The sequence below is a fragment of the Cucumibacter marinus DSM 18995 genome, assembly GCF_000429865.1.
Lineage (GTDB): Bacteria > Pseudomonadota > Alphaproteobacteria > Rhizobiales > Devosiaceae > Cucumibacter > Cucumibacter marinus.
On sequence record NZ_KE386979.1, the window covers coordinates 228,899 to 254,908 of the forward strand.

Here is a 26,010-nt window from a genome sequence, read left to right on the forward strand (position 1 = left end):
GGCAAGCCAGCAACGAGGGGAGGAGTTGATGGCCGGCTATATCGTCAAGCGCCTTCTGGCCATGATCCCGGTCCTGATCGGACTGTCGATCATCGTTTTTCTGATCATGGCGATGATCCCGGGCGATCCCGCCCAGGCGATCCTTGGAAATTTCGCGACGCCCGAAAACGTTGCGCGCGTCAATCGCGAGCTCGGGCTCGACAAGCCGCTGCCCCAGCAATACCTGATCTGGGTCACCAACCTCCTGCAGGGTGATTTCGGCCGCTCCTACATTCTCAACCGGCCGGTGCTCGATGAAGTGCTGGAGCGCTTCTCGGCAACGCTCATTCTCGCCGGTACCTCGCTGGTGCTGTGCTCGATCTTCGGGCTTCTCGCCGGTATCGTATCCGCGGTTCGCCAGTTCGGCTGGATCGACCGCACCGTTACCTTTTTCGTTCTTATCGGGATCTCGATGCCCAGCTTCTGGCTCGGCCTTTTGCTGATCCTGGTTTTCGCCGTGCAGTGGCGGGTGCTGCCCGCTTCGGGCATGTTTGCCATTTATGGCGGCGGCGACCTTCTCGATCTTGCGCGCCATTTGATCCTGCCCGCGCTGACGCTCGCCGTGGTCGCCACCGGCGTGATCGCGCGGCTGACTCGCGCCTCGATGCTCGAAGTGCTGCGTCAGGACTATGTGCGTACCGCCCGGGCGAAGGGACTTTCCGAACGCAAGGTGATCTACCGCCACGCCTTCAAGGCGGCGCTGGTTTCGGTCATTCCGGTGATCGGCATCCAGGCGGGCTTCGTGCTTGGCGGCGCTGTCTATATCGAGACCGTGTTCCAGTGGCCGGGCATCGGCGCCATGCTGGTCAAGGCCATCTCGACCCGCGACATCCTGCTGGTTCAGGGCGGGGTGCTGGTTGTGGCGGCAAGCTATGTGCTGTTCAACCTGATCGCGGATGTCGTCCAGTCGCTTCTCGATCCGAGGCTGAAATCATGAGCGAGGCTACGGCAGCCAACGGGCAGGCCAAGGCCCGCAAGTCCTCGGGCCGTCCCTCGGCCTGGAAACTGTTGATGAACAACAAGCTGGCGGCGACCGGGCTTTGGGTGCTGCTGGCGATTGCCGCCCTGGCGATCCTGGTGCCGGTCCTGCCGCTGCCGGATCCCAATGTCACTGAACCCGCGGACCGGCTGTTCCCGCCCCTGACCGAGGGCCACTTCCTCGGAACCGACCATCTCGGTCGGGATATTTTTTCGCGGCTGTTGTGGGGGACGCAGGTCTCGATCGCGGTCGGGTTGTCAGCCACTGTCATTGCAGCGGTTTTCGGTTCGCTGATCGGGCTTGTCGCCGGTTATGTCGGCGGGCGCACCGACAATCTGATGATGCGCGGCATCGATATGCTGATGGCGTTTCCCTACATCCTTCTGGCGCTGGCCATCGTTGCCGCCTTGGGGCCGGGGCTTTTGAATGCCCTTTACGCCATCGCCATCGTCAACATCCCGTTTTTCGCGCGTAACATCCGCGGCATTACACTGGGCCTCAAGCATCGCGAATTCGTCGATGCGGCGCGGCTGTCGGGCAAGAGCCATGTCGGTGTGCTGTTCACCGAGGTGCTGCCCAATGTGTTGCCGGTGATCGTCATCACCATGTCGACGACCGTCGGCTGGATGATCCTCGAGACCGCCGGCCTCAGCTTCCTGGGCCTCGGTGCGCAGCCGCCGCAGGCGGATCTGGGGTCGATGCTCGGGGAAGGACGCAAGCTGCTGTTCACGGCGCCGCATGTCTCCTTCGTTCCCGGCCTGATGATCTTCCTTTTGGTGATGAGCATCAACCTGCTGGGCGACGGGGTCCGCGACGTGCTCGACCCGCGGCTCAAGTCGGGGGCGCTGGCCGCGCCTTCGGCCCGCACCGCCATCGACCGCGACGTGGTGCCCGAAGTCGAAGCGAACCCCGACCGGGTGCTCGACGTGAAAGCGCTGTCGACCCATTTCGATGTCGGTGATCAGGTCTACAAGGCCGTAGGCGGCGTTGATTTCTATCTCGGGGAAACCGAGTGCCTTGGGCTGGTGGGTGAATCCGGGTCCGGCAAATCTGTCACGGCGATGTCGCTGGCCGGTCTCGTGCCGACCCCGCCCGGTGTCATCAAGGGGGGCCGGGTGATGTTCGAGGGGGCGGACCTGCTTGAAGTCTCCGATGCCGATCTGAGGGGCATTCGCGGGCGGGACATCGCCTATGTGTTCCAGGACCCGCTTTCGACCCTGCATCCGCTTTTTCCGGTCGGAGACCAGATCGCGGAAGCTGTGCGGGCGCACCAACCCGTGTCCAAACAGGTTGCCTGGGACCGCGCTGTCGAATTGCTCGATCTCGTGCGCATTCCCAACGCCGCGGAGCGGGCCAAGGCGTTTCCGCATGAAATGTCGGGCGGCATGCGTCAGCGCGTTTCCATCGCCATGGCGCTCGCGAACGATGCCAAGGTGCTGGTGGCCGACGAGCCGACGACGGCGCTCGATGTGACCGTGCAGGCCCAGGTGCTCAAGCTGATGGATCAGCTCAGGCGCGACAAGAATGCGGCGGTTCTGTTCATCACCCATGACTTCGGTGTGGTCTCGGAGATCTGCGACCGGATCGCGGTGATGTATGCGGGCCGGATCGTTGAAACCGGGCCGACCGACGCGGTACTGAAGTCACCGGCCCACCCCTATACCCGCATGCTGATCGACTGTGTGCCGGTGATGGGGCAGCCGGGCCGCCGTCTTGATGCGATTGCGGGGCTGCCACCCCCGGTCAACGATTTGCCGGATGGTTGCGCCTTTGCCGAACGCTGCCCGCATGCCACGTCTGAATGCCGCAAGGGCGATATCGGGCTCGGGCCATTGGGGGAAGGGCGTGAAGTGCGCTGCATCCACCCGCTCAAGGAGACGGTGCTATGAGCGATACCCATGTTCTTGAAACGCGCGGTCTGACGCGCACATTCGGCGGCGGCAAGACCTGGTTCGGGCTCGGCCCCGAGCTCCCGGCGGTGCACGCGGTGCGGGGCATCGATTTCGATCTCAAGCAGGGGGAGACCCTCGGGATCGTCGGTGAATCGGGCTGCGGGAAATCCACCCTGGCGCGCATGCTGGTGGGGCTCGACGGGCCGACCGAAGGCAGCATCACCATGGACGGGCAGGATGTGACCGCGATGGCGGGCAAGGATTCCCGCTCGCTGGCCAAGATCATCCAGTATGTGTTTCAGGATCCGGTCTCCTCGCTCAATCCGCGCAAGACCATCCGCACGATCCTCGAGACTCCCATGATCCACCTCCTGGGTCTCAAAAAGGCCAAGCGCGAGGAAAAGCTCGACGAGCTGATGGACGCGGTCAATCTCAGGCGTGAGTTTCTCGAGCGTTATCCGCACGAGTTCTCCGGCGGGCAGGCCCAGCGCATCGGTATAGCGCGGGCGCTGGCGGGGAATCCCAAGATCATCATTCTCGATGAGCCGGTCTCTGCGCTCGATGTGTCCGTGCAGGCGCAGGTGCTCAATCTGCTCGATGATCTCAAGGAAAAGTTCGGGCTGACCTATATCTTCATCAGTCACGACCTTTCCGTGGTCGAAAGCGTCTCGGACCGTGTGGCGGTTCTCTATTTCGGACGCATTGTCGAGTTCGGCGCCTCGAGCGATCTGTTTGCCGGGCCGCGCCATCCCTACACCCATTTGTTGTTCAACTCCGCGCCGGTTCCCGGACAAAAACGCGTGGTTGCCGAGGAAAGCCTGGCGGAGCTCCCCGATCCGCTCAATCCCCCACCAGGCTGTGCCTTTGCTCCACGCTGTCCGCGGGCCGAGCCGCAATGCCGGGGGGAGGCGCCGGCGCTGGCTGACGCCCCCTCGGCGCCGCAGCATTTTGCGGCCTGCTATTTTCCCCATGATTGAGGGATTTGCAGGCCGGCGGCCGGCTTATCCCCATCGCAAGGGGGCGCAGCCGCCGCGATGCTTGACGCGGGACGGGGAAGGCCGTCTTTGACAGATTATGCAAACAGGCGATGCAAACCCGGCCACAGGCCCATCCGCGCAGGGGCGTCCGCGCTCCCTGTCCAAGGGCCGTAAGCGGCCTGACGAGATTGCCGAGGCGATCAAACGGATGATCGTGGCCGAAGGGTTGGCCCCGGGCTCACGGCTGCCGCAGGAACGCGAATTGATGACGCAGTTCTCGGCCGGCAAGAGCACCGTGCGTGAGGCACTCAAATCGCTCGAGGTCCAGGGCCTTGTCCGCATCCGCACAGGGCCGGGCGGCGGTGCGGTCGTCGAGGCGATGTCCGAACGCCGGGCGATGAGCCTCTTGTCGAACTACCTGTTCACCCAGACCATTTCGATCGCCGATATCTACGCGCTGCGCAAGCAGCTCGAGCCGATGGTGGCGGTCAGCGCCATGCGCAACATCGATGCCGCCGGGTTCAAGCGCCTCGGTGACATTATCGCGGTTTATGACCATGATCCGAGGGACGGGGAAGAGAGCTGGCGCCAGCGCATGGCGGAGCTCGATTTCCACATGGTGGTGGCCGAATATTCCGACAATGCGCTTTTGAGCTTTTTCTGCCGGTTCCTGCAGCGGCTGCTGAAGGACCTGGCGATCTGTCACGATATCTACAAGCTCGATCAGCCGGTTCTGCGCCAGTCCGGCATTGCCCATCAGCGCGAACTGATCGCGGCCATGGCGGCAGGGGATGCGCCCCGGGTGCGCTCGATCATGACCGAGCACATGATCGAAGCAGAGATGCACATGCTCAGCCTCGAAGCGCAGATCGAAACGCGGTTCCTCAATGAGGACGATGCCTATCCGCCGCAATCGATCGGCGGCGGCACCGAACGGTAGGGACCGCCCCTGCGACTAGTCTGCAAAAGCGATAAAATCGAGCCGGTCGGCAGCCAGAATGCCGAGGGTCAGGGCGCGCGCGCCGGCCTCCGCCCAGGCCGGGGTAATCTCTTCGGCCTCGTTGTGGCTCAATCCCCCCACGCAGGGGATGAACAACATGGCTGCCGGGGCGATTGCCGCGATACGGCAGGCGTCATGTCCCGCGCCAGAAGCCATGCGGCGATAGGGGATATGCGCGCTTTCGGCCGCGTCGGCGAGCGCATCGACCAGGCTCGGATCGAAGCTGACCGGATCGGTCCGCATCGACACTTCGTGCTCGATGGCGACCGAACGACGGCGCGCCACGTCTTCGAGCCCGGCGCGGAAATGTCCGTCGAGGCGACGCAGCGCATCATGGTCGAAGGCGCGGAATTCAACGGTCAGATCGACCTTGCCGGGCACCACATTGGGCGAATTGGGAGAGGCCTTGATCGAGCCGACCGTGCCCACGGCATCAGGATGCTCGATCAGCGCGAATTTCTCGACCATTGAGATGATTTCTGCAGCCGCTGCCAATGCGTCCCGCCGCAGGTTCATCGCGGCAGCGCCGGCATGAGCCTCCGTGCCGGTGATCGAGAGATTGTACCAAACCTGCCCGCGGGCACCCTCGACGACGCCCAGCGGCAAGCCTTCGGCCTCCAGCACCGGACCCTGTTCGATATGGATTTCGAGATAGGCGTGAGGTGGAGAAAGCCGGGCCGGGCGCGTGCCCGCCTCGCCGATCGATTGCAGCGCGTCACCGACACTGACACCATCCTTGTCAGTGCGCGCCAATGTCTCTTCAAGGCCCCACGCCCCGGCAGCGACGCCGGATGCCATGGTCGCGGGTGAAAAGCGTGAACCTTCCTCATTGGTCCAGTTGACGACCTCGATGGGATGATCGGTCGCGATCCCTTCGCGGTCGAGCGAGCGTATGGCTTCGAGCGCGGCCAACACGCCATAGACCCCGTCGAACCGGCCCCCCAGGGGCTGAGTGTCGAGATGGCTACCGACGATGATTGGCGGCAGTTCGGGGTTGCGGCCTTCGCGACGGGCGAACATCGAGCCCATCTCGTCGCGGGTGATGGTCAGGCCGGCCTCTTCACACCAAAAGGCGAAACGATCGCGGGCACGCTTGTCGGTGTCGGTCAGGGCCAGCCGGTGAGAGCCGCCGCGGGAGGTGGCGCCAATCTTTGCGATATCCATGAGGTCGCGCCAAAGCCGAGCCCCGTCGACGGCCACCATTTGCCCTGTCCTTTCGATTCCCTTTCAGCCTATCATTTCAGGCCCACGACGCCAGTCGAAAGGCCGATAATTCAAGCCGGCACACTGACAATATCGCGCGGCATGGCTGACAGGATTTCCGGGCCATCGGCGCGCAGGATGACGATCTCCTCGAGCCGGATCCCGAAACGGTCAGGCAGGTAGATGCCGGGCTCGATGGAAAACACCATGCCCTCATCAAGCACGAGGACGTTGCTGGCGGTGATATAGGGCTCTTCGTGAATATCGATGCCCAGACCGTGACCGGTGCGGTGCGGGAAGCGGTCGCCATAACCTGCGGCTTCGATAACCTCCCGCGCGGCCCTGTCGACGTCGGAGGCCGGTACGCCGGCGCGCGCGGCAGCAAGCGCGGCCCGCACTGCTTTTTCAACAATGCCGGCGACGTCGAGATAGTCGGCAGGCGGATCGCCAAGCCAGCCGCAGCGGGTCATGTCGGAGGGATAGTTTTCGAACCGGCATCCGGCATCGATCTGGATCGCCATGCCCGTTTCAAGCCGGGTCTTGCCGGGTGAATGGTGCGGGAAAGCGCCATTGCCGCCAAAGGCGACATGGATGAAGGCTATATCCGCGCCCATGCCTGCATAGGCCTCGGCGATGACCTTGACGATATCGGTTTCGGTCACGCCCGGCTTGCAGGCGGCAAATCCGATCTCGAACGCCTTGTCGTTCAACAGGTGAACCTGTTTGAGGCGGCGATATTCCTCGGGGTCTTTGCGGGCTCTCAGATAGCCGACCGTCCCGGCGGTGAAGCTGTGAGTTGCACCGGGAAGCTTGCCGAGAAGATAGAGCGCGAAATCGGCGCGCATGGTCTCGTCCAGCACGACTGACGGCTGTGCGGGCAGAGCGAGACCGGCCAGAAGCTCGGCCATGGCCGCATCGGGGCCGTCGGCGTCATTCCAGGTGTGAAAAAGCCAGCCCGTCGAGAGCCGCGCGGCATCGGCGTTGAGCGCCGGCATCAAAAAGGCGGCCCCTGTTTGCGAGACGAGCAACATTACCGGGCGCTCGTCGCCATGGGGGCTGACACCGGACAGCCACCACATGTGGCTCGAAGGGCCGAGGGCCACGAGGTCGGTGCCGGTGTCTTTCATGCGGGTACGCAGGGCCGCAAGGCGGGTTTCGGAAGAGGGCATGATGATCTCCGTAGAGGGCTGATCGCGGCCGGATCAGTATGAGTCGTCGGCCGGACCGGCAGGACTGCCGGTGGCGGAGTGGAAGAGAGTGAGGGTGCCGGTCCATAAAAGCCTGGCCGGCTCTTCGGTGGGGTTGGACCAGGCATGGGGGCGGTTGCCGCGATAGTGCAGGCAGTCGCCCGCGCGCAGGGTCAGGGTTTCGCCGTCGAGGAACTGGGTGATCGTGCCCTCGAGCACATAGATGATCTCTTCGCCTTCGTGATGCACCGTCTCCGAAACATAGCCCGGCGGGACATGCATGATGTAACCCGACAAAGTGTTGCCGGGGAACTCGGCGCCCAGCCGTTCATAGATGATAGAGGAGCCGCCGACCGAGAATTGCGGCCGGTCGCTGGCGCGGGTCAGGGCGTCTTCAACCTTGGGCTGGGCAATGAAATAATCGACCCCGACACCCAGCGACGTGGCGATCTGCGCCAGGGTTGCGAGGGACGGCGTGGCATTGTCGCGCTCGATCTGACTGAGATAGCCGACAGAAAGCTCGGCCCGATCACAGAGCTGTTGCAGCGTCATGCCCAGCTGGCGCCGGCGGGCCCGGATATTGGCCCCGACCAGCGGACGTTCGGTATCGGCGGTGGCTTGAGCCTCTGCAGCCCTTGCCTCGCCCTCCGGTTGATCATCATTCCCATGATCATTGCTCATGCGGTTCCCCGGCGCACAAAAATTTTTTTGATGAAAGCAAAAATGTTTGTATGCTCCAAGGGAAAACTGTTCGAAAGGGCAGTTGCACCCTCCTTTATGCGCTCCGGGAATGGGGCGTATGGCACCAGAGTGATTACGAATGACCAAGACGAGCGGGCCAGTGGCGGCCTTTGACGATGCGATCGGGCGCGCCCGGACTGCCGAGGACGCCTATCGGGCGCTTTACGAACTCACCCGCGACACGGTCGGGGTCAAGCTGTTCACGGTCATGACCATTGATATCGAGGCTGGACTGGCGCGGCGTGCCTATACCAATGACCCGGAGGCCTATCCGACTTCCGGCACCAAGCCGATTCGGCGCGACGAATGGTTCGGTCAGATGGAGGAGGGGCGCCAGCCTTATCTCGCCACTTCGATTCCGGCTGTGAAGGAGCAGTTTCCGGACCACGAACTGATCGCCTCGCTCGGCTGCGGGTCGGTGATCAACTTGCCGGTGATATTGGGTGACAGGCTCATCGCCACCATCAATCTGCTCGATGCCGAAGGTATCTATAGCGAAGAGCACGCGAGACGGACCGAAGCGGAACTGTCGGTTCCGGCCAAGCTGGCCTGTCTGGTGGCGCTGCAGGAAAAGGCCTGAGCCCAGACCCAAAGCCTGAGCCCAAGGCCTGAGCCCAACCCAGCCCGATCACGCGGTATCAGTTCACATGCCAGATGGCGGAGATCTGGGCGGCGGTGTTGGTGATGGTGATGTATTCCTGAACTGCGATGGAGGCCTGGGCATTGCCGGCCGGGGTGAAAAGGCCGACGGTGGCACCCAAAGGACCGGTTGTGAACTGGCCGTAATTGTCGTGCGTCACCTCACCGCGAAGCGAGAAGTTCTCACTTACCCGTTTTTGCCACCCTGCGCCGATTGTGTAGCCAATCAAGCGCTCGTAAACCGGGTCATAGCTGCCACCGGAGAAAGCCGAAAGGGTCGACGCCGATCCGAAGCCTTCCACTCCTGTATGGGCAAAAAGGGTATAGAGATTGACATCGGCCGTAGCGACACCACCGGTTGCAAATACCAAAAAGCCCGGTTCGATCTCGGTCCCGATCACCGCGCGTGCGCGCCAGAGCGGATCGATAGTGCCGCTTACCCCGGCCACCGCGCAGTTCGGATCGTCGCCTTCTGTCAGGTCGCAGAACTTTGCCAAGTCGTATGAGACGTCTGAACCGTTTCCGATGGTGACCGGTTCGCCGAAATCGAATTGCGCATCAAGACCCAATACAACCGTGCCGGTATCGATCGCGGCCCCGATCGTGGCGACGCCGCCGATACCGGTATAATTTGTGGGCTGGGGTATCTGGATGTCATCGATCGTCCCCTCCCAGGTTCCGTCAGGCATGCCCCGCGCTGAATTGTGCGTCAGGCCAACCCCCGCATAAAAGCCGGTCCAATCAACGGTTGAGGGATCGAAGGCCTGCGCCGGAGACGCTGTTGCGAGCGTGAACGACAGGGCCGTGGCCGCGGATATCCATCCGAGCGAACTGGTTACCCGATTGACTTTCTTGTCCAGCTTCAATGCCATGGTCCCCTCCGTGCGCGTGTCCTGCATTTTCTGCTTAGGTTGAGCGCCTGGCGTGTGCGCTCGTCGCGCTGCAAGTTTCTTTTTTGTTAACTTAGACTGTAACAGCCGTGAGCGTTAACGCAAGAAACCCCAGGAAAGCCCGCAGGGATGTAGTCGCCGCAGTTGCGGCGGTGAGCGATTTTGCACCGAGAGAGAGTTTTCGAAACAAATGGCTGGGGAACCTGGATTCGAACCAGGACCGACGGAGTCAGAGTCCGTTGTTCTACCGTTAAACTATTCCCCACCAGCCGGGGCAGGCGGACAGAGCGCCTGTGCAGGCGGAAGCGTTGACCTCTGCTTGCGGCGCGCCTTTTAGCACATCGCGCGGCATAATCAACTCGCCAATTGCCATATCGTTACCCCGACCCGCACCAGCGGATGAGTGCGCGCTGCGCGATTGCGTCGGGGGCGGGATTCGAATAGCCTTTCACCAACGCATGAACAAACTTGTGCGCTGGCGCCGGCCAATTGGAAATGCCGGGCGACGGCGGCAATGTGGAGCTTGCTTGTGACCGAACAAGATCGGTCCGCCTCCTTGTCCACCGGGAAAAGAGTGGACAGCCAAGCCGGGGTCGGGGGCCCCGCTGCGTCCACCGGGACGCTATCGGGGTCAACGAAACGGTCCGGCAACAGACGGCGGACCCAGAACAGAAAAACACGCAACGGCAAGCGGTCGGGGGCGCTCTACGCCGCGCTCGATCTCGGCACCAATAATTGCCGTTTGCTGATCGCCCGGCCCACCGATAACGGCATTCGCGTGGTCGACGGTTTCTCGCGCATCGTGCGGCTCGGAGAGGGCGTCTCCTCGAGCGGCAAGCTCTCGCAGGCGGCGATGGACCGCACCTTCGACGCGCTGGCAGCGTGCAAGGCGCGGCTGGATGCGCACGATATCAAACGCAAGCGGCTGATCGCCACCGAGGCCTGCCGGGCTGCGGGGAACGCGGCTGCGTTTCTGGGCAAGATCGAAAGCCAGCTCGGGCTCGATCTCGAGGTTATCGACCGCAAGACCGAAGCCGAACTGGCAGTGACCGGCTGCGCCGATCTCGTCGAGCCCAAGGCGACCGGGGCGATCCTGTTCGATATCGGGGGTGGGTCCTCGGAACTCGCCTGGCTCGATTTCAGGGGCGGGCGGCCCAAGAGCCGGGGCAAGATGGCAGCAGCGATCCGGTCCTGGCAATCGTTGCCGGTCGGGGTGGTTTCGATCGCCGAGAGATTTGGCGGCAAGGATGTCACCCCGGAACTGTTCGAAGAGATGATCGCGCATGTGCGGGCGCATTTGCGGCACTTCCGCGGACGCGAAAAGCTGCGCGCGGCAATGGCCGAGCAGAGCATGCATCTGGTGGGAACCTCGGGCACGGTGACTACCCTCGCCGGCCTTCACCTGGGGCTCGAGCGCTATGACCGGTCCAAGGTCGACGGGCTGTGGATGCAGGGTACTCACGTCATCGATACCATGCGCGTCCTGCTCTCGATGAGCTATGACCGCCGCGCGGGACATGGCTGTATCGGCCGCGAGCGGGCCGACCTTGTCATTCCCGGCTGCGCGATCTTCGAGGCGATCCGGCGCGAATGGCCGTGCGAGCGCATCAGGGTGGCCGATCGTGGCCTGCGCGAAGGCATGCTGATCTCGCTGATGGCCGAAGATCGCGTGTGGTCGCGGGCCGGGGCACAGCGCCGGCGGCGGCCCAAACCGGAAGGCGGACATCATGGCCTCTAAAGGCAAGGCGAAACCGGCGGCGCGCAATCTCAAGAAGCGCGTGAAAACCGCGCGGGGGCGCACCGTTTCATCGACCCGCTGGCTCGAGCGCCAGCTCAACGACCCTTATGTCGCCAAGGCCAAGCTCGAGGGGCGGCGCTCGCGCGCTGCCTACAAGCTCATCGAGCTCAATGAGAAACACAAGCTCGTCAAACCCGGCATGCGGATTGTCGATCTCGGCTGCGCGCCGGGCGGCTGGTGCCAGATGGCGGCGGAGATCGTGGGCGCGGATCCGGATGATCCGCGCATCGTGGGCATCGATTATCTCGATATGGACCCGATCCCGGGTGTGATCTTTCTCAAGAAGGATTTCAACGAGGAGGACGCGCCCCAGGCGCTCATCGATGCACTGGGCGGACACAAGGCGGACCTCGTCCTGTCAGACATGGCGGCGCCGACGACGGGGCACCGGGCGACGGACCATTTGCGGATCATCGCACTCGTGGAACTGGCCGCTGACTTTGCCATTGAAGTGCTGGCGCCGGGAGGGGCCTTTGTCGCCAAGGTCTTCCAGGGCGGTACCGAGCACGAGCTCCTCGCCATGCTTAAAAAGCACTTCCGCTCCACCTTCCATGCCAAGCCGCCATCGAGCCGACAGGATTCGGCAGAAACCTATCTGGTGGCCACCGGCTTCAAGGGCTAGCGCTCGATCGCCGCGCCGTGGGACCTGTGGCCGGAGACTTCCGCGCCGGCATCGGCCCGCAGCAGCAGCAGCGGAATGAAGGCGACGGCGCACAGGGCCGACACCACATAGAAGCCGACATGAAAGTCTGCGAGCTCGACGCTGGTGCGGCCGCTCATCGAGATCGAGATGTCCAGTACGGTGGCCGCGAAGGCGACGCCGAAGGCCATGGCGAGTTGCTGGGCCACGGCGCTGATCACGGTGGCCTGGCCCTGATCGGATTCCGGAATTTCCGAAAAGGTCATCGCGTTGAGTCCGGTGAAGAAGACCGAGCGGAAAAAGCCCTGAAACAGCAGCATGGCGAGCATGACAAGCATTGGCGTTTGCGGGTTCCAAAGCCCGACCAGGCCCATCAGCGCCGATGAGATCAGGACTGCGGCGATGAGGGTTACGCGGAACCCCATGCCGGCATAAAGCCGCTGGGCGCCGAACTTCATGGCGATGGCACCGATCGCGCCGACAAAGGTGATCATGCCGGATTCAAACGGTGTCATGCCGAAGCCCAGTTGCAGCATCAGGGGCATGAGGAACGGGAAGGCGCCCAGGCCCACACGGTAGATGGTGCCGGCGATGACGGACAGCCTGAAGACCGTGTCGCGGAATACGGCCGGATCGATGATCGGGTCGATGCGCCGGTTGGCGTAGACGACATAGGTTATGCCGAGAAGGAGTCCGGCCAGTGCCGTCAGAATGCCGACGATCGGGGGAAGTGCCGGCATGGAGATGACCGACATGCCGAAGATGAGGCCCGAAAAGCTCGCCCCGCACAGGATGAAGCCCAGCACGTCGACATTGCGCCGGTCGCGGTAATGCGTACGGGGCAGGTATCGGGTGGCAGCAAGGATTCCAATCAGCCCGATGGGGATGTTGATCAGGAAGATCCAGTGCCAGGACAGGTAGGTGGTGAGAAAGCCGCCAAGCGGTGGGCCGGCCATGGGCCCGACCAGGGCCGGGATGGTGAGCCAGGCCCAGGCGGAAACCAGCTCCGGTTTGGGTGTCGAACGGATCAGAATGAGCCGCGCGAGCGGGGACATCATCGCCCCGCCCATGCCCTGCACAAAGCGCGCGCCGACAAAGGCGCCCAGAGAATCGGCCATGGCGCAGGCGAGTGAGCCGAGCATGAAGACGGCAATGGCGGCACGGAAGATATTGACCGCTCCGAAGCGGTCGGCCAGCCAGCTCGAGATCGGCACGAAGGTCGCCAGTGATACCAGATAGGCGGTCAATGCGAGTTTAAGCGAGATCGGGTCGGCATTGATATCGCGCGCAATCGCCGGCAGCGAGGTGGCGATCACCGTCGCGTCCATCAGTTCCATGAAGAGGGCGACCGCCAGGATCAGCGGCGTGAGGCGGATATTGCTGGCCATGACCAAATAAGGCAGGAAGGCTGTTGCCTTCCTGCCTAACACATTCGGGCCGGTTGTGTGCCCTCAAACAATCTCAATCGGGTTTAACCGGGCTGGCCCGGTCAGGCGGCGTTTTCGCGCCGGCCGGACGATGCGGATGTGCCCCGGTCTTCCTGGCGCCGGTAATTGCCTGAGGTATTGCGGTTCGATTCGGGGTCTCGCACCTTGAACCGGGCCATCTCGGCGGCCATGTGCCGGGCCTCTTCATTGAGGGTGTTCATCGCTTCCGACGTGTTTTCGGCCATGGATGAATTGTGCTGGGTGATCTGGTCCATGTCGTTGATCGCGGTCGAGACTTCATCGAGGCCGATCGACTGCTCCCGGGACTGATTGGCGATCTGGGTGACAATGCCTGCGATTTCCTCGATCCGGTTGATGATCTTGGACAGAGCCTCGCCGGTCTGACCGACGATCGAGACGCCCTGATTGACATGGCCCTGGCTGTCGGAGATCAGCTGCTTGATTTCGCGGGCACTGTCGGCTGACCGTTGAGCCAGGGCCCGGACTTCCTGGGCGACAACCGCGAACCCCCTGCCGGCATCTCCTGCGCGGGCAGCCTCGACAGAGGCGTTGAGGGCCAGCAGATTGGTCTGGAAAGCGATCTCGTCGATAACCCCGATAATGCGTGCAATCTGGTCGGATGACTTCTCGATCTCGCCCATGGCGGTGACCGCGTTGGCCACCAGTTCGCCCGAGGTGCGGGCGTCGGCCTGCGCTCCGCTGACGATGCTTGATGCATTCTCGGAGCTTTCGGCTGCCGAGCGCACGCTTTCGGTCAATTCGTGCAGGGCTGCCGAGCTTTGTTCGAGGCTCGCTGCCTGCTTGACCGTCCTGTCGGAAAGTTCACCTGTGGCCTCGGTGATCTTGGAGATGCCCCTAACGATTTGCTCGGAGGTGCGGCGCGAGCTTTGCAGCGTCACGCGCAGGGATTCGACGGCCTGGTTATAGCTGTGGGCCATTTCGACGAACTCGTCCGGAATGTCATCGGACAGGCGGACTTCGAGATCGCCCGTAGCCAGTTCCGACAGGGCGTTGGCGAGGGCATCGAGCGCCAACTGGCGATCGGCCTCGGCCTTGCGGCGTTCGGCGCGGGCGCGTTCGCGCTCATCGGCCAGCGCCTTGAGGTAGACCGAGATTGCATAGTCCATATCGAGCAGGGCGGATTTGACCAGCACCGCGATGTCGGCTGCGGTCTCATCGGATGTCGTCTTGTTCTTCTTGTTGAGCTCGGGCCACTTTTCCGCCAGCACCGAGGCGATCAATTGTTCGATGATCAGCCCGTAGCCGCCGATATACCAGGATGGTTCAAGCCCGATCCTGGCATGGGCCAAGCCCACCTTGTTGACCCCGTCGACGTAATTGCCGCCGAATGCGCCTGCGGCGATGATGCCCCAATGGTTGACCTGTCTCGCCTTGGCCGATTGCAGATGGCCTTCATCGGAGAAGAAGGCCGCCGTTTCGGGTGTTTCGCGCACCTTTGTATAGAACGTATCGAGGGCCGGGCCGATCGCTTTTTCGACGATCCCCGACAGCGACTGAAGGCGCCGCCGCGCTGCATCGTCGATTCCGATGAAATCGAGTCGGTCCTCGAGGGTTTGAGAGGAAGATGGTTCGGTGGCCTTGTCCATAATTGCTTTTCCGCCGCTTGTCGGGTGTGAGCCAAAGGGTGTCCGTGCGAGGTCCGCGCTGCGCTCGCAAGACCCTTGGGAATCTCGACAATTCTGGATTTGAATGGGTAATTTTCAGTTAATGTGAAATATGAACAAGTCTATATAGTTGTTCCGAAGTGTTCAGTTCTGTTCCTGCTTCATCAAATAGTTGATTTCGTGTTCGATTTCAGCCGCGCCCAATATAGTTTTGATGTTAATTAATTAATCGGGCGGGGGTGCGGCACCGGGTAGCATCCATGGGTTGGCCGATCCGGCAAAATACCGTGGGTTGGCGCTTTGCAAGCGCGCATCCCCATGATATTGACCCTCGCCAACCTGCGGTCGGTCTGCCCTTTTGACCCGTGCCGCTTCTTACCCTCATCGCGCCTGCATGAACGGAGGTTGGCCGTGGCCAAAATCATTTCCAGTATTACCGGCGATGCCGCACTGACATTTGACGACGTGCTGCTGCAACCCGCGCGTTCGGAGGTGCTGCCGACCGACGCGGATATCCGCGCCCGGGTGACCAAGGACATTGCGTTGAACCTGCCGATCCTGTCCTCGGCGATGGATACGGTGACCGAATCGCGCATGGCCATCGCCATGGCACAGGCCGGTGGTATTGGCGTCATTCACCGCAATCTCACCCCTGAGGAGCAGGCCGAGGAAGTGCGGCAGGTCAAAAGCTTTGAAAGCGGCATGGTGGTCAACCCGATCACCATCGGACCGGACGCAACGCTTGCCGATGCGCTGGCCCTGATGGAGCGCAACCGGATTTCGGGCATCCCCGTGGTTGAGAATGGCGGCAGCGGCGGCCGGGTTACCGGCAGGCTTGTGGGCATCCTGACCAATCGCGATGTGCGTTTTGCCAGAAATTCAGACCAGCCGGTGCGCGAACTGATGACGCGGGAAAACCTTGTCACCGTGCGCGATGGTGTCGCGCAGGACGAAGCCAAGCGGCTCTTGCACGCTCACCGGATCGAAAAGCTTCTGGTTGTCGACGATGCCGGCAATTGCGTGGGGCTGATCACCGTCAAGGACATCGAGAAAGCGACCCTCAACCCCCAGGCTATAAAGGACCGTCAGGGTCGGCTGCGCGTTGCGGCAGCCTCGACCGTCGGCGATGCCGGCTATGAGCGTTCGATGCGTCTTATCGATGCCGGGGTCGATCTTTTGGTGATCGACACTGCCCACGGGCATTCGGTGCGCGTTTCCGAGGCCGTGAACCGGATCAAGAAAGAATCGAATTCGACGCGGATCCTTGCCGGGAATGTCGCGACTGCCGAAGCCACCAAGGCTTTGATCGATGCGGGCGCCGACGGCATCAAGGTCGGCATCGGGCCGGGCTCGATCTGCACCACGCGGGTCGTGGCTGGTGTCGGCGTGCCGCAGCTTGCCGCGGTGATGGGCTGCGCCGAAGAGGCTGACAAGCAGGACGTTCCTGTGATCGCGGATGGCGGCATCAAGTTTTCGGGCGACTTGGCCAAGGCGTTGGCCGGTGGCGCGTCCTGCGTGATGATCGGCTCCTTGCTCGCCGGCACGGATGAAAGCCCCGGCGAGGTCTATCTGTATCAGGGCCGGTCCTACAAATCCTATCGCGGTATGGGCTCGGTCGGCGCGATGGCCCGGGGATCTGCGGACCGCTATTTCCAGCAGGAAGTGCGCGACACCATGAAGCTGGTGCCCGAGGGGATCGAAGGCCAGGTGCCGTATAAGGGGCCAGCGGGCAATGTGCTGCACCAACTCGCGGGTGGTCTTCGTGCCGCCATGGGCTATACCGGTGCCCGCACGCTCAACGAGTTCCGGGAAACCGCCACATTCGTGCGCATTTCAGGGGCTTCGCTCAGCGAAAGCCACGTGCATGATGTGGCCATCACCCGTGAGCCGCCCAACTACCGGGCCGGCAATTAGGAGGACCGCGTTCCATGTATCCGCTCAACGCCGTTGAAACCATCATGCTGGCCGCGCTGTTTGCGCAGGTCATTTTGACCTTCGGGCTCTATGTCGAGCTTGGGCGGCGGCGCTATGCGGAGTTTTTCGGGCACAAGGTGCAAAGCGACGAGATTGCGCTCAAGGACGAGGCCTGGTCGGACAATGCCCGCAAGGCTTCCAACTCGGTCAACAACCAGTTCCAGCTTCCGGTGCTGTTCTATGTTGCGTGCCTGATCGCGCTGTGGATGCGGATTTCGATGATCGAGGCGATCCTCGCCTGGCTGTTCGTGATTTCGCGTTATGTCCATGCGGGGATCCACATCACCACCAATAATGTCCGGCACCGTCATGCGGCGTTTTTCGCCGGATTTGCGTTCCTCGCCATCATCTGGATTGCGCTTCTGGTGCGGTTCGTTTTCGGGGGGCAGTGATGGCCCTGGCCACGCGCATCGACAGCATCTTCGTGCCGGCGATCGACAGCGCAGCCGCTGCCGCATGGTACAAGCGAATGTTCGGCATGAACGAGATATTTGAATCCGCCGGCTATGTCGGGCTCGGATTTGCAGAGGGGGCGCCGGGTCAGGCGGCATTGACGCTCTATCCGGCCGACAGCATCGACCGTGACCGCCATTATGCGTTCAATCTCTACGCTCCCGACGCTGAGGCTCTTCACGCGGCCCTCGCCGACGAGGGTGTGGAGGCAACGGCCATTGATAATCGCGGGCCTTTGAAGTTCTTCGAGTTCAGGGACTGTTCCGGCAATTGGGTCGGTGTGTGCCATATGGGGGGTGGACACTGATGCGACTGCCCGGGCGGATGGCAGCGGCCATCGAAGTGATCGCAGATATCGAAACGCGCAAGCGCCCGGTTTCCGACGCGCTCAAGGATTGGGGTCTCAACCACCGCTTTGCGGGTGCGGGCGACCGTGCCGCGATCGGCAATCTTGTTTATGACGTGTTGCGCAAGAAGCTCTCCAACGGGCATCTCGCTGGAGCCGATGATGCCCGCAGCCTCGTCATGGCGGCGGTGTTGCGCGACTGGGGGGAGACGCCGCAAAGCCTCGCCGCCCAGTTCGAAGGCGACAAGTTCGCGCCGGACGGGCTGAGCGAAGCCGAGGCGGCCACACTCACCCGCGCCAAGCCGTTCAAGGACGCCCCCGATTTCGTTTGCGCCGATGTGCCCGAATGGCTGGCGCCCTCGCTTGAAGGCAATTTCAACGGTGACTGGGTGGCCGAGGGACAGGCGCTGGCCGAACGCCCGCCGCTTGATATCCGCGTCAACACCCTCAAGGCCGGGCGCGACAAGGTGATGAACGCGCTCAAGCGCTTTTCGCCGCAACCGACGCGGATCGCGCGGCATGGCATTCGTTTTGCCGCCGGCAGCAAGGGATCGCGCACCCCGAATGTACAGTTCGAGGAAGGCTACAAGAAGGGCTGGTTCGAGGTGCAGGACGAGGGGAGCCAGATCGTGGCGGACCTCGTTTTCGCGCGGCCCGGCGAACAGGTGCTTGATTTTTGCGCCGGCGCCGGGGGCAAGAGCCTCGCCCTGGCCGCCGCGATGGAGAACAAGGGTCAGATCCATGCCTATGACGCGGATCACACGCGGCTGGCGGCGATCTATGACCGCATCGCACGGGCCGGCGTGCGCAATATCCAGGTGCGCAAGCCCGATGAGGGGCTCCCAGAAGACCTTCTCGACCGCATGGACCGGGTGATCGTCGATGCACCGTGCACGGGGACAGGCACCTGGCGCCGGCGCCCGGAAACCAAATGGAAGCTGACGCCCGAGCAACTTGCGGCGCGGATCGAGGAGCAGGAAGAAATCCTCGGCCAGGCGGCCGGTTATGTGAAGCGCGGCGGATTTCTCGTCTACATCACCTGTTCGGTGCTGCCCGAGGAGAACGAGGCTCAGCTCGAGAATTTCCTCACCGACCAGCCGTCCTTCCAGCTCGTCTCGGCGGGAGAGGTCTGGCAGGACCTGTTCGGTTTCGACAAGCCGAGCCCGTGGTCGGCGGACCTCAATTCGATCACGCTGACGCCGGCTTCGACCGGCACGGACGGGTTCTTCTTTGCGGTGATGCAGCGCGGCTGACCCGATTTTTGTGAACCAAACGCCCGGTCATGCGTTCTAGAATCATGACTCAAACAGCACCACGCCACGAATCTGCGCCCCGCCAATGGATTGCCCTGGCGGGCTTTGTCTTTCTGGTTGTTGCCATGGGCGCCCTGATCGGCACCCAGACAGCGCCCGGTGCATGGTATCAGGGGCTCGACAAGCCGCCCTTCAATCCGCCCAACTGGATCTTCGCGCCGGTCTGGTTCGTGCTCTATGTGCTGATCGGTACCGCGGGCTGGCTGATCTGGCGGCGGGACTGGCGAACGCCGGTCTTCGGCCTCTGGGTCGCGCAACTTGCACTCAACTGGCTGTGGTCGCCCGTGTTTTTCTCATGGGAAATGTTATGGCCGGCAGCCGTGATCATCGTCAGTCTGCTTGCGGTGATCATCGGCTTCATTGCCCTGGCCTGGCGCATCGACAAGCGCGCCTCGTTCATGTTCATGCCCTATGCAGCATGGGTCGGGTTTGCGAGCCTGTTGAACATATCGGTCGCGATCCTCAACTGACCTGTCGGGGAGATCGGGTTTCCCCTGCTTGACCCTTGGTCCGCCTTGTGAATTTATGCCGCGGGGCGGGCAGGGAAGCATAAATGAATCCGACTGGATCCTTTGGAATCGCGCTGATCGCCGCGCTCGCGGCCTTCATTCTGTCCATTATCGCCCTGACTCGCGGACGCGATTCCAGCGAGATCGACCGCCTCAAGGACGACATCACCCAGCTGCAGCGCGATCTCGACGCGCTCAGGGCCCGGCAGGCGCCGGTCCCCACGCCGTTAGCTGATGCCGACGCCTCCGAGGCTGAAGAGCGCGCGGAATCCGAACCCGTTTCTGTGCCCGCCGTTTCCGAACCTTCGCCCTCCGTCAGAGCCGAAGAACCGGCACAAGACGGCGCAGATCAGGACCGTGCAGAGCAAGACGCGACTGAAGAGGCGGACGAGGAAAAGATTACGGCGGCTGACACCGAGCCGGCCTTGGAAACGCCTGCGCCCGAAAAATCTGCGCCCGAAAAGCCCGCAACGTCGGCGGTTCCCGAGCCGGAGCGCCATCACGACGAACCGCCCCGGGCCTGGGAGCGGTTCCTCGGTGTGCAGCTGCCGGTCTGGATCGGCGCGGTGGTCTTGTGCGTCGGCATGTATTTCCTCGTCTCCTTCTCGATCGAATCCGGGCTGTTCGGCCCGACCGCACGGGTCGTTGCCGGTGTTCTGGCCGGCCTTTTCGCGCTGATCGCCGCGCCTCTGGTGCGCCGCTGGCTGACCACCAGCAATGCGGGTGCCATCGCCGCGGCCATCGCGGCAGCGGGCATCACCGCGCTTTATGTTTCGGCTTATGCCGCGGCCAATCTTTACGGGCTGATCCCGCCGATAGCCGGTTTCGCCGCCATGGCTGCGGTGACCTTTGTGGCGATCTCGATTTCGTTGAGCTTCGGCCGCGTGATCGTTGTGGTTGCGCTGGTGGGCGGCAATCTGACCCCGGCGCTTTTTGCCAGCACCGAGGGCAGTCTTTCCGTTTTGTTGGGCTATCTCGCCGCGATCTATTTCGCCGTGCTCGCGGTGGCGCGTCACCGCGACTGGTGGGTGCTGGCGACGCTGGCGCTTGCGGGGCCGGCGCTCTATCTGGTGCCGCTCGCCGAAATGGTGCCGGAGGAAACTCTCGTCCTTGGCATTTTCCTGGCCGCGCTGCCGCTGTTTTCACTCGTCTTTGGCGCTTCGGCTGCCAATCGCACCCGTGAGGAAAGCGAACAGGCGGGGCGGCGGCGCGGTGCGAACGACGGGGCTGCGCTGCAGCTCTTGTCTGCGATTACCCTGTCGCTGGTTGCCTCGGCCTGGATGGTGCACCAGAGCGGCCATGCGCTTGGCTATTGGCAGATCTATTATGTCCTGGCCGGCATTGCCTGTCTGATGGCGCTTCTGGTACCCGCGACGGTCCGACGCGCAGCGACCATCGCGCTGATTGCCGGCGGCGCGGTGTTGCTCGGCTGGGAAAATCCGGAGCCGGGACTGTTCCTGTTGAGCCTTGTGGTGCTGTCGGGCCTGTTCGGCGTTACCGCGCTCAGCGGCATTGCGCGCAGCGTGCGGGCAGGGCATTGGGCGGCGTTCGGTGCGGCGACCGGTTTCCTGTTTTACGGGCTGGCACTGCTCAAACACGCGGGCTGGCAGGTGGCGCAGGAAAACGCGACCATGTGGGCTGCCCTGGCGCTGGGTCTTGCCGTTCTCTATCTCGGCACGCTTGTCTATGCGGCTCGCCGGGTCACCGATGACGCCTCGCGCAGCCATACCTTTGCGGCGCTCGCGACAGCGGTCACGGGCTTTGTTTCGATTGCGGTGGTGTTGCTGCTCGATCCGCTGGCCTATCCGGCCGCGGCAGCGCTGCAGGTGCTGGCCCTGGCGCTGCTGCACCGCCGGTTGAGCGAGCCGGCGCTCGAATGGGTGGGCTGGCTGTTCGCCCTCATTTATGGCGGCTTGCTGCTGTTGAGCGGCGTGCTGGTCAACGATCCCGCGACAAAAGAAATTCTGGTGGCGCAACAGATCCTCGCCGCCAAGCCATTCTGGGATGCGCCGGGCATGATGCTGATCCTGCCGGCGGCGGTGCTTTTCGCCGCAGGGTCTGCCTTCGGTCCGGGCACGCGCACGCGTTTGATCGACCTGCTCGATATCGCGGCGCCGATCCTTGCTGCGCTCGGTCTCGGTTTCGTGGTTCTGCCCAACTGGTTCGATCTGATTGGCGGCACGAGCTTTGTGGCGGCAGCCAAATTGCACAATACCGAGCTGGCGCTGGCGCTGACATTTGCAGCCGCGGGTCACCTGCTCGGGCGAATGGTCGTGGCCCGCTCGGCGTTGTTCGTGGTCGCGGGGTCGTCTGCCGGCCTGATGCTGTTCGGGCTGTTGCTTCCGCTCCTGCAGGGCTGGCCGCTCGTCGAGGTGCCGGGCAATGTTTACATCAACATATTGCCAGTCACCTTCGGAACGACGGCGATCCTCGTGGCCTCAACCTATGCGCTGGCGGAAAGCTGGGGCACTGTGGGCATTCACCCATTCGCACGCTGGGCGATCTATGTGCTGGGGCTGGCGCTGATGCTGGCCATGGGCGTCCTCTGGATCCGTTTCGGCTTCCACGGCACCGGCCTGCAGGGTGAGGTGTTCGAGGCCGAGAACTACGCCTACTCCGTCCTGTTGCTGGTGTTCGGGCTGGTGCTTTTGACCGGCGGAATCATATTCCGTTCCCTGCCGGCACGGGCGGCGTCCTTCGCCTTCATCCTCGCCACGCTTGCCAAGGCCTTCCTCGTCGATGCGCAGGTGCTCGACGGGTTGCTGCGGGTGTTGTCGTTCTTTGCGCTCGGGCTCTCGCTTTTGGCGGTGAGCTGGTTCTATGCCCGCTTCGCGTTCGGGCTGTCCAAGCGGCCACCCACGCGGCCCGGCCCGCCGAGCGCCGGGAGCGGCGATTCGCCCGCGCTGGACGGGGACGAGGGTCTTGCGGAATCGCCAAAGCAGGGATAAAGCCCGGCAATGTCGGACCACAGCCAATCCATTCTGATCATCGATTTCGGTTCACAGGTCACCCAGCTCATCGCGCGGCGGGTTCGTGAAGCCGGGGTCTATTGCGAAATCCATCCCTTCAACAATGTCGACGGCGCCTATGAGGCGCTCAAACCCGAGGCGATCATCCTCTCGGGCGGGCCGGCCAGTGTTGTCGACGAGAATGCGCCGAGCGTGCCGGACTTTGTCTGGGAGAGCGGGGTGCCGGTTCTGGGCATCTGCTATGGCCAGCAGGCCATGTGCCAGGCACTGGGCGGCCGGGTGGAACCGGGCGATGAGGAAGGGCGCGAATTCGGCCGCGCCACCGTCGAGGTCAAAAAGGCGGGGCCGCTTCTCGAGAATGTATGGACCGAGGCCGGTCATTACCCTGTCTGGATGAGCCATGGCGACCGCGTCACCGCGCTGCCCGAAGGCTTCGAGGTCATCGCCACCTCCACCGGCGCGCCCTTCGCGATGATCGCGAATGAAGACAAACGCTATTACGGCACCCAGTTTCATCTGGAGGTAGCGCACACCCCGGATGGTGCCGCCCTGATCTCGAATTTCGTACACAAGATCGCCGGGTGCGCCGGCGACTGGACCATGGCCGCCTATCGCGACCATGCGATCGAAAAGATCCGCGAGCAGGTTGGCGACGGCAAGGTGATCTGCGGCCTGTCCGGCGGAGTCGACAGTTCGGTCGCGGCGGTACTGATCCACGAGGCGATCGGCGATCAGCTCACCTGCATCTTTGTCGATCATGGCCTGATGCGTATGAACGAGGCGGACGAAGTGATCTCGCTGTTCCGCGAGCATTACAACATTCCGCTGGTGCATGCCGATGCGCAGGACCTGTTCCTTGGCAAGCTTGAGGGCGTGTCCGACCCCGAGACCAAACGCAAGATCATTGGCGGGTTGTTCATCGAGGTCTTCGAGGCGGAGGCCAACAAGATCGGCGGGGCGCAGTTCCTCGCCCAGGGCACGCTCTACCCGGACGTGATCGAAAGCGTGTCGTTCACCGGCGGGCCCTCGGTTACCATCAAGTCGCACCACAATGTGGGCGGGTTGCCCGAGCGCATGAACATGGCGCTGGTTGAGCCGTTGCGCGAATTGTTCAAGGACGAAGTCCGGGCACTGGGACGTGAGCTCGGCCTGCCCGAGAGCTTTGTCGGCCGGCATCCGTTCCCGGGGCCGGGTCTCGCCATCCGCTGTCCGGGCGGGGTGAGCCGCGACAAGCTTGAGATCCTGCGCAAGGCCGACGCGATCTATCTCGACGAGATCCGCAAGGCCGGTCTCTACGACAAGATCTGGCAGGCCTTTGCCGTGTTGCTGCCCGTCCAGACCGTCGGTGTGATGGGTGACGGGCGAACCTATGAGTTCGTATGCGCCCTGCGCGCCGTGACCTCGGTCGATGGCATGACCGCGGATTTCTATCCCTATGAGATGGATTTTCTCGGCAAGGCTGCGACCCGGATCATCAACGAGGTCAAGGGTATCAACCGCGTTGTCTATGACGTGACCTCCAAGCCCCCCGGCACGATCGAATGGGAGTGAGCAAGCGGTTGGCGCTTTGCGCCAAGCCGACGATCCTGTGAATCGTCGGCAGCTTGCGAACGCGAGGGAGATGCCGAAGGCATCGGGCCCCTCGCAAGCATTTTGGTTTCACCTGCGAACACCCTGAGAGCTATGCTCGAAGGGTCGCTAGCGTCCGAGCCAGCCGCCATCGACCGGCAGGACCGTGCCGTGGATGAAGGCTGCTGCATCGCTTGCCAGAAATGCAGCCATCGCGCCGATATCGGCAGGGACACCCCAGCGGGCTGCCGGAACCCGCGCCAGCAATGCGGCCGAGCGCTCTTTGTCAGCCTGTAGCTCGGCTGTGTTGTCGGTGGCGATATAGCCGGGGGCGATGGCGTTTACATTCACTCCTTTGCCGGCCCATTCATTGGCGAGCGCCTTGGTCAGTTGCGCGATCCCGCCCTTGGCTGCGGCGTAGCCCGGCACGTTGATGCCACCCTGGAAACTGAGAACCGATGCGATGAAGATGATCTTGCCGCTGCCGCGCTCGATCATCCGCTTTCCGATCTCGCGCGACAGGATGAAGGGGGCGGTCAGGTTGACCGCGATCACGTGATCCCAGTCCTCGTCCCCATGCTCGGCTGCCGGCGCCCGCCTGATGATACCGGCATTGTTGACGAGAATATCGATGTCGCGGTCTTCAAGGGCGCTGACAAGACGATAGAGGTCAGCACGCTCGGAGAAATCGCATGCCATGCCGGCGAAGCTGCGCCCCATGGCGCGGATCTCTTCACCCACCTCTCCGCCATCGGCTTTCATGCTGGCGCTGACCCCGATAATGTCGGCGCCGGCCGCGGCGAGGGCCGTTGCGATTGCCCGGCCGATGCCGCGATTGCTCCCGGTGACCAGTGCAATCCTGGCGCTCAGATCGATGCCTGTGGGCTCATCGGACATGTCCGGGCTAGACCAGCATGCGGCGCGGATCGGCCAATAGCCGCGCATAATGAGCAAGAAACCGCGCTGCGTCGGCGCCGTTGATCACCCGATGGTCGTAGCTCAGATCGAGCGGCACCATCTCGGTCGGCTCGAAGGCTTCTCCGTTCCAGACAGGTACAGTTTCGGTGCGGGTGATGCCCAGGATCGCCAGTTCCGGCGGGTTGACGATCGGGGTGAATCCAATGCCGCCAATCCCCCCGAGATTGGAAATCGTCATGGATGCACCACCCATATCGTCCGGGCGGATCTTGCGTGCCTGAGCATTGGCCGCCAGCTCGGCGATCTCCCGCGCGATATGCCAGAGCCCCTTGCGGTCCGCGTTGCGGATCACCGGAACCGTCAGGCCATGCGGCGTGTCGACCGCGATGCCGATATGAACATAGTGCTTCAGGATGAGTGTCTTGGTGTCCGGCGATAATGAGGCGTTGAATCGCGGGAAGGCGGTGAGCGCCCGCGCCAGCGCCTTGACGTGAAAACAAAGCGCCGTCAGCCGGATGCCGCGTTCGGCGGCCTCGGTTTTCATCGATTTGCGGAACGTCTCGACCGCCGTCATGTCGGCGCGGTCGTGATGGGTCACTGCCGGGATCAGCGCCTGGGCTGCGGCCATGTTGCCGGCTGCTACCTGGGCAAAACGCGACAAAGGCTCTTCGGAGACGGGGCCATATTCAGCATGATCTACATCCCAGTAGCGGGTGTGGGTGCCGGTCGGCGCTGGCGCCGGGCTGTCGCCCGACAGTTTGCGCTCGACATCCTCGCGGGCGATCGATTCACGTCCGATCTCTGCAGCCAGCGCGTCGATATCGACGCCCTTGCGGCCGGCAAAGGCGCGGGTCGCGGGGCTGGCGATCGGTGATTGGGGGCCGGGGTTGGACATGGCGCG

At 63.0% G+C, this 26,010-nt stretch carries 22 protein-coding genes and 1 tRNA gene; 14 read left to right on the top strand and 9 right to left on the bottom strand.

The features are described from left to right. The first annotated feature begins 28 nt into the window (after positions 1-28). From G489_RS0116710 to G489_RS21190, 4 genes are all read left to right on the top strand, one after another. Positions 29-976: an ABC transporter permease gene (locus G489_RS0116710; RefSeq protein WP_029042475.1), complete on the top strand. Its 948-nt coding sequence runs from the start codon at positions 29-31 to the stop codon at positions 974-976. Then, complete coding sequence (locus G489_RS0116715) at positions 973-2,907, top strand: dipeptide/oligopeptide/nickel ABC transporter permease/ATP-binding protein (protein WP_029042476.1); 1,935 nt, start codon at positions 973-975, stop codon at positions 2,905-2,907. The genes G489_RS0116710 and G489_RS0116715 overlap by 4 nt, the downstream gene beginning before the upstream one ends. After that, positions 2,904-3,887, top strand: coding sequence for an ABC transporter ATP-binding protein (locus G489_RS0116720; RefSeq protein WP_029042477.1), 984 nt, complete (start codon positions 2,904-2,906; stop codon positions 3,885-3,887). The genes G489_RS0116715 and G489_RS0116720 overlap by 4 nt, the downstream gene beginning before the upstream one ends. A gap of 97 nt (positions 3,888-3,984) precedes the next feature. Continuing rightward, complete coding sequence (locus tag G489_RS21190; RefSeq protein ID WP_051332760.1) at positions 3,985-4,827, top strand: FadR/GntR family transcriptional regulator; 843 nt, start codon at positions 3,985-3,987, stop codon at positions 4,825-4,827. 15 nt (positions 4,828-4,842) lie between these two features. Here G489_RS21190 and G489_RS0116730 read toward each other — a convergent pair whose 3' ends face one another. From G489_RS0116730 to G489_RS21195, 3 genes are all read right to left on the bottom strand, one after another. Beyond that, a complete protein-coding gene (locus G489_RS0116730) occupies positions 4,843-6,090 on the bottom strand; it encodes a Zn-dependent hydrolase (RefSeq protein ID WP_051332761.1) in 1,248 nt (415 codons plus the stop codon). A gap of 71 nt (positions 6,091-6,161) precedes the next feature. Beyond that, complete coding sequence (locus G489_RS0116735; protein ID WP_035873235.1) at positions 6,162-7,259, bottom strand: M24 family metallopeptidase; 1,098 nt, start codon at positions 7,257-7,259, stop codon at positions 6,162-6,164. A gap of 33 nt (positions 7,260-7,292) precedes the next feature. Continuing rightward, the gene (locus G489_RS21195; RefSeq protein ID WP_051332762.1) at positions 7,293-7,958 is read right to left on the bottom strand and encodes a helix-turn-helix domain-containing protein; all 666 of its coding nucleotides are present in this window, start codon (positions 7,956-7,958) and stop codon (positions 7,293-7,295) included. Between the two features lie 139 nt (positions 7,959-8,097). Between G489_RS21195 and G489_RS0116745 the strand changes: the two genes are divergently transcribed. Beyond that, positions 8,098-8,598, top strand: a complete 501-nt coding sequence (locus G489_RS0116745; protein ID WP_029042480.1) for a GAF domain-containing protein — start codon at positions 8,098-8,100, stop codon at positions 8,596-8,598. A 58-nt stretch (positions 8,599-8,656) separates the two neighbouring features. Here G489_RS0116745 and G489_RS0116750 read toward each other — a convergent pair whose 3' ends face one another. After that, the gene (locus G489_RS0116750) at positions 8,657-9,529 is read right to left on the bottom strand and encodes an outer membrane protein (RefSeq protein WP_035873238.1); all 873 of its coding nucleotides are present in this window, start codon (positions 9,527-9,529) and stop codon (positions 8,657-8,659) included. Between the two features lie 209 nt (positions 9,530-9,738). Beyond that, positions 9,739-9,812 (bottom strand) — tRNA-Gln (locus G489_RS0116755). Between the two features lie 309 nt (positions 9,813-10,121). On the opposite strand from G489_RS0116755, the gene G489_RS21200 reads away from it, so the two are divergent. Both G489_RS21200 and G489_RS0116765 read left to right on the top strand, forming a co-directional pair. Further along, entirely contained in the window at positions 10,122-11,285 is a 1,164-nt protein-coding gene (locus tag G489_RS21200) for a Ppx/GppA phosphatase family protein (protein WP_245578951.1), read from the top strand. Further along, positions 11,275-11,967 carry an RlmE family RNA methyltransferase gene (locus G489_RS0116765; RefSeq protein ID WP_029042482.1) on the top strand — a complete coding sequence of 231 codons (693 nt, stop codon included), beginning with the start codon at positions 11,275-11,277 and terminating at the stop codon, positions 11,965-11,967. The genes G489_RS21200 and G489_RS0116765 overlap by 11 nt, the downstream gene beginning before the upstream one ends. On the opposite strand, the gene G489_RS0116770 is transcribed toward G489_RS0116765, so the two are convergent. Next, positions 11,964-13,373: an MFS transporter gene (locus tag G489_RS0116770; RefSeq protein WP_035873241.1), complete on the bottom strand. Its 1,410-nt coding sequence runs from the start codon at positions 13,371-13,373 to the stop codon at positions 11,964-11,966. The genes G489_RS0116765 and G489_RS0116770 overlap by 4 nt on opposite strands. Before the next feature lie 101 nt (positions 13,374-13,474). Next, complete coding sequence (locus G489_RS21205; RefSeq protein ID WP_081691644.1) at positions 13,475-15,040, bottom strand: globin-coupled sensor protein; 1,566 nt, start codon at positions 15,038-15,040, stop codon at positions 13,475-13,477. A 429-nt stretch (positions 15,041-15,469) separates the two neighbouring features. Here G489_RS21205 and guaB point away from each other — a divergent pair, with 429 nt between their 5' ends. The 7 genes from guaB (at position 15,470) to guaA (ending at position 24,173) form a co-directional block, all read left to right on the top strand. Beyond that, positions 15,470-16,972: an IMP dehydrogenase gene (guaB, locus tag G489_RS0116780; RefSeq protein WP_029042484.1), complete on the top strand. Its 1,503-nt coding sequence runs from the start codon at positions 15,470-15,472 to the stop codon at positions 16,970-16,972. A gap of 14 nt (positions 16,973-16,986) precedes the next feature. Then, positions 16,987-17,424 (top strand): MAPEG family protein, encoded by a 438-nt coding sequence (locus G489_RS0116785; protein ID WP_051332764.1) that lies wholly within the window; start codon positions 16,987-16,989, stop codon positions 17,422-17,424. Beyond that, positions 17,424-17,792 (top strand): VOC family protein, encoded by a 369-nt coding sequence (locus G489_RS0116790; protein ID WP_029042486.1) that lies wholly within the window; start codon positions 17,424-17,426, stop codon positions 17,790-17,792. The genes G489_RS0116785 and G489_RS0116790 overlap by 1 nt, the downstream gene beginning before the upstream one ends. After that, entirely contained in the window at positions 17,792-19,084 is a 1,293-nt protein-coding gene (locus tag G489_RS0116795; protein WP_029042487.1) for an RsmB/NOP family class I SAM-dependent RNA methyltransferase, read from the top strand. The genes G489_RS0116790 and G489_RS0116795 overlap by 1 nt, the downstream gene beginning before the upstream one ends. A gap of 44 nt (positions 19,085-19,128) precedes the next feature. Next, the gene (locus tag G489_RS0116800; RefSeq protein ID WP_051332765.1) at positions 19,129-19,614 is read left to right on the top strand and encodes a TspO/MBR family protein; all 486 of its coding nucleotides are present in this window, start codon (positions 19,129-19,131) and stop codon (positions 19,612-19,614) included. 83 nt (positions 19,615-19,697) lie between these two features. Further along, the gene (locus tag G489_RS0116805) at positions 19,698-22,601 is read left to right on the top strand and encodes a DUF2339 domain-containing protein (protein WP_029042489.1); all 2,904 of its coding nucleotides are present in this window, start codon (positions 19,698-19,700) and stop codon (positions 22,599-22,601) included. 9 nt (positions 22,602-22,610) lie between these two features. Continuing rightward, positions 22,611-24,173 carry a glutamine-hydrolyzing GMP synthase gene (guaA, locus tag G489_RS0116810; RefSeq protein WP_029042490.1) on the top strand — a complete coding sequence of 521 codons (1,563 nt, stop codon included), beginning with the start codon at positions 22,611-22,613 and terminating at the stop codon, positions 24,171-24,173. Between the two features lie 147 nt (positions 24,174-24,320). Here the strand turns inward: guaA and G489_RS0116815 are convergent, their stop codons facing one another. Continuing rightward, positions 24,321-25,088 carry an SDR family oxidoreductase gene (locus tag G489_RS0116815; RefSeq protein ID WP_029042491.1) on the bottom strand — a complete coding sequence of 256 codons (768 nt, stop codon included), beginning with the start codon at positions 25,086-25,088 and terminating at the stop codon, positions 24,321-24,323. Positions 25,089-25,095: 7 nt separating this feature from the next. Further along, on the bottom strand, positions 25,096-26,004 hold the full coding sequence (locus tag G489_RS21210; protein ID WP_051332766.1) for a 2-oxo acid dehydrogenase subunit E2: 909 nt from the start codon (positions 26,002-26,004) through the stop codon (positions 25,096-25,098). Positions 26,005-26,010: the final 6 nt, after the last annotated feature.

What these genes read in the sequence shown, in the direction of transcription:
- G489_RS0116790 (WP_029042486.1), top strand. Translation starts at nt 17,424, where the DNA reads ATGGCCCTGGCCACGCGCATCGACAGCATCTTCGTGCCGGCGATCGAC.
- G489_RS0116785 (WP_051332764.1), top strand. Translation starts at nt 16,987, where the DNA reads ATGTATCCGCTCAACGCCGTTGAAACCATCATGCTGGCCGCGCTGTTT.
- G489_RS21210 (WP_051332766.1), bottom strand. Translation starts at nt 26,004, where the DNA reads ATGTCCAACCCCGGCCCCCAATCACCGATCGCCAGCCCCGCGACCCGC.
- G489_RS0116770 (WP_035873241.1), bottom strand. Translation starts at nt 13,373, where the DNA reads ATGGCCAGCAATATCCGCCTCACGCCGCTGATCCTGGCGGTCGCCCTC.
- G489_RS0116720 (WP_029042477.1), top strand. Translation starts at nt 2,904, where the DNA reads ATGAGCGATACCCATGTTCTTGAAACGCGCGGTCTGACGCGCACATTC.
- G489_RS0116710 (WP_029042475.1), top strand. Translation starts at nt 29, where the DNA reads ATGGCCGGCTATATCGTCAAGCGCCTTCTGGCCATGATCCCGGTCCTG.
- G489_RS0116730 (WP_051332761.1), bottom strand. Translation starts at nt 6,090, where the DNA reads ATGGTGGCCGTCGACGGGGCTCGGCTTTGGCGCGACCTCATGGATATC.
- G489_RS0116735 (WP_035873235.1), bottom strand. Translation starts at nt 7,259, where the DNA reads ATGCCCTCTTCCGAAACCCGCCTTGCGGCCCTGCGTACCCGCATGAAA.
- guaA (WP_029042490.1), top strand. Translation starts at nt 22,611, where the DNA reads ATGTCGGACCACAGCCAATCCATTCTGATCATCGATTTCGGTTCACAG.
- G489_RS0116800 (WP_051332765.1), top strand. Translation starts at nt 19,129, where the DNA reads ATGACTCAAACAGCACCACGCCACGAATCTGCGCCCCGCCAATGGATT.
- G489_RS0116715 (WP_029042476.1), top strand. Translation starts at nt 973, where the DNA reads ATGAGCGAGGCTACGGCAGCCAACGGGCAGGCCAAGGCCCGCAAGTCC.
- G489_RS0116750 (WP_035873238.1), bottom strand. Translation starts at nt 9,529, where the DNA reads ATGGCATTGAAGCTGGACAAGAAAGTCAATCGGGTAACCAGTTCGCTC.
- G489_RS21190 (WP_051332760.1), top strand. Translation starts at nt 3,985, where the DNA reads ATGCAAACAGGCGATGCAAACCCGGCCACAGGCCCATCCGCGCAGGGG.
- G489_RS0116815 (WP_029042491.1), bottom strand. Translation starts at nt 25,088, where the DNA reads ATGTCCGATGAGCCCACAGGCATCGATCTGAGCGCCAGGATTGCACTG.
- G489_RS0116805 (WP_029042489.1), top strand. Translation starts at nt 19,698, where the DNA reads ATGAATCCGACTGGATCCTTTGGAATCGCGCTGATCGCCGCGCTCGCG.
- G489_RS0116765 (WP_029042482.1), top strand. Translation starts at nt 11,275, where the DNA reads ATGGCCTCTAAAGGCAAGGCGAAACCGGCGGCGCGCAATCTCAAGAAG.
- G489_RS21195 (WP_051332762.1), bottom strand. Translation starts at nt 7,958, where the DNA reads ATGAGCAATGATCATGGGAATGATGATCAACCGGAGGGCGAGGCAAGG.
- G489_RS21205 (WP_081691644.1), bottom strand. Translation starts at nt 15,040, where the DNA reads ATGGACAAGGCCACCGAACCATCTTCCTCTCAAACCCTCGAGGACCGA.
- G489_RS0116795 (WP_029042487.1), top strand. Translation starts at nt 17,792, where the DNA reads ATGCGACTGCCCGGGCGGATGGCAGCGGCCATCGAAGTGATCGCAGAT.
- G489_RS0116745 (WP_029042480.1), top strand. Translation starts at nt 8,098, where the DNA reads ATGACCAAGACGAGCGGGCCAGTGGCGGCCTTTGACGATGCGATCGGG.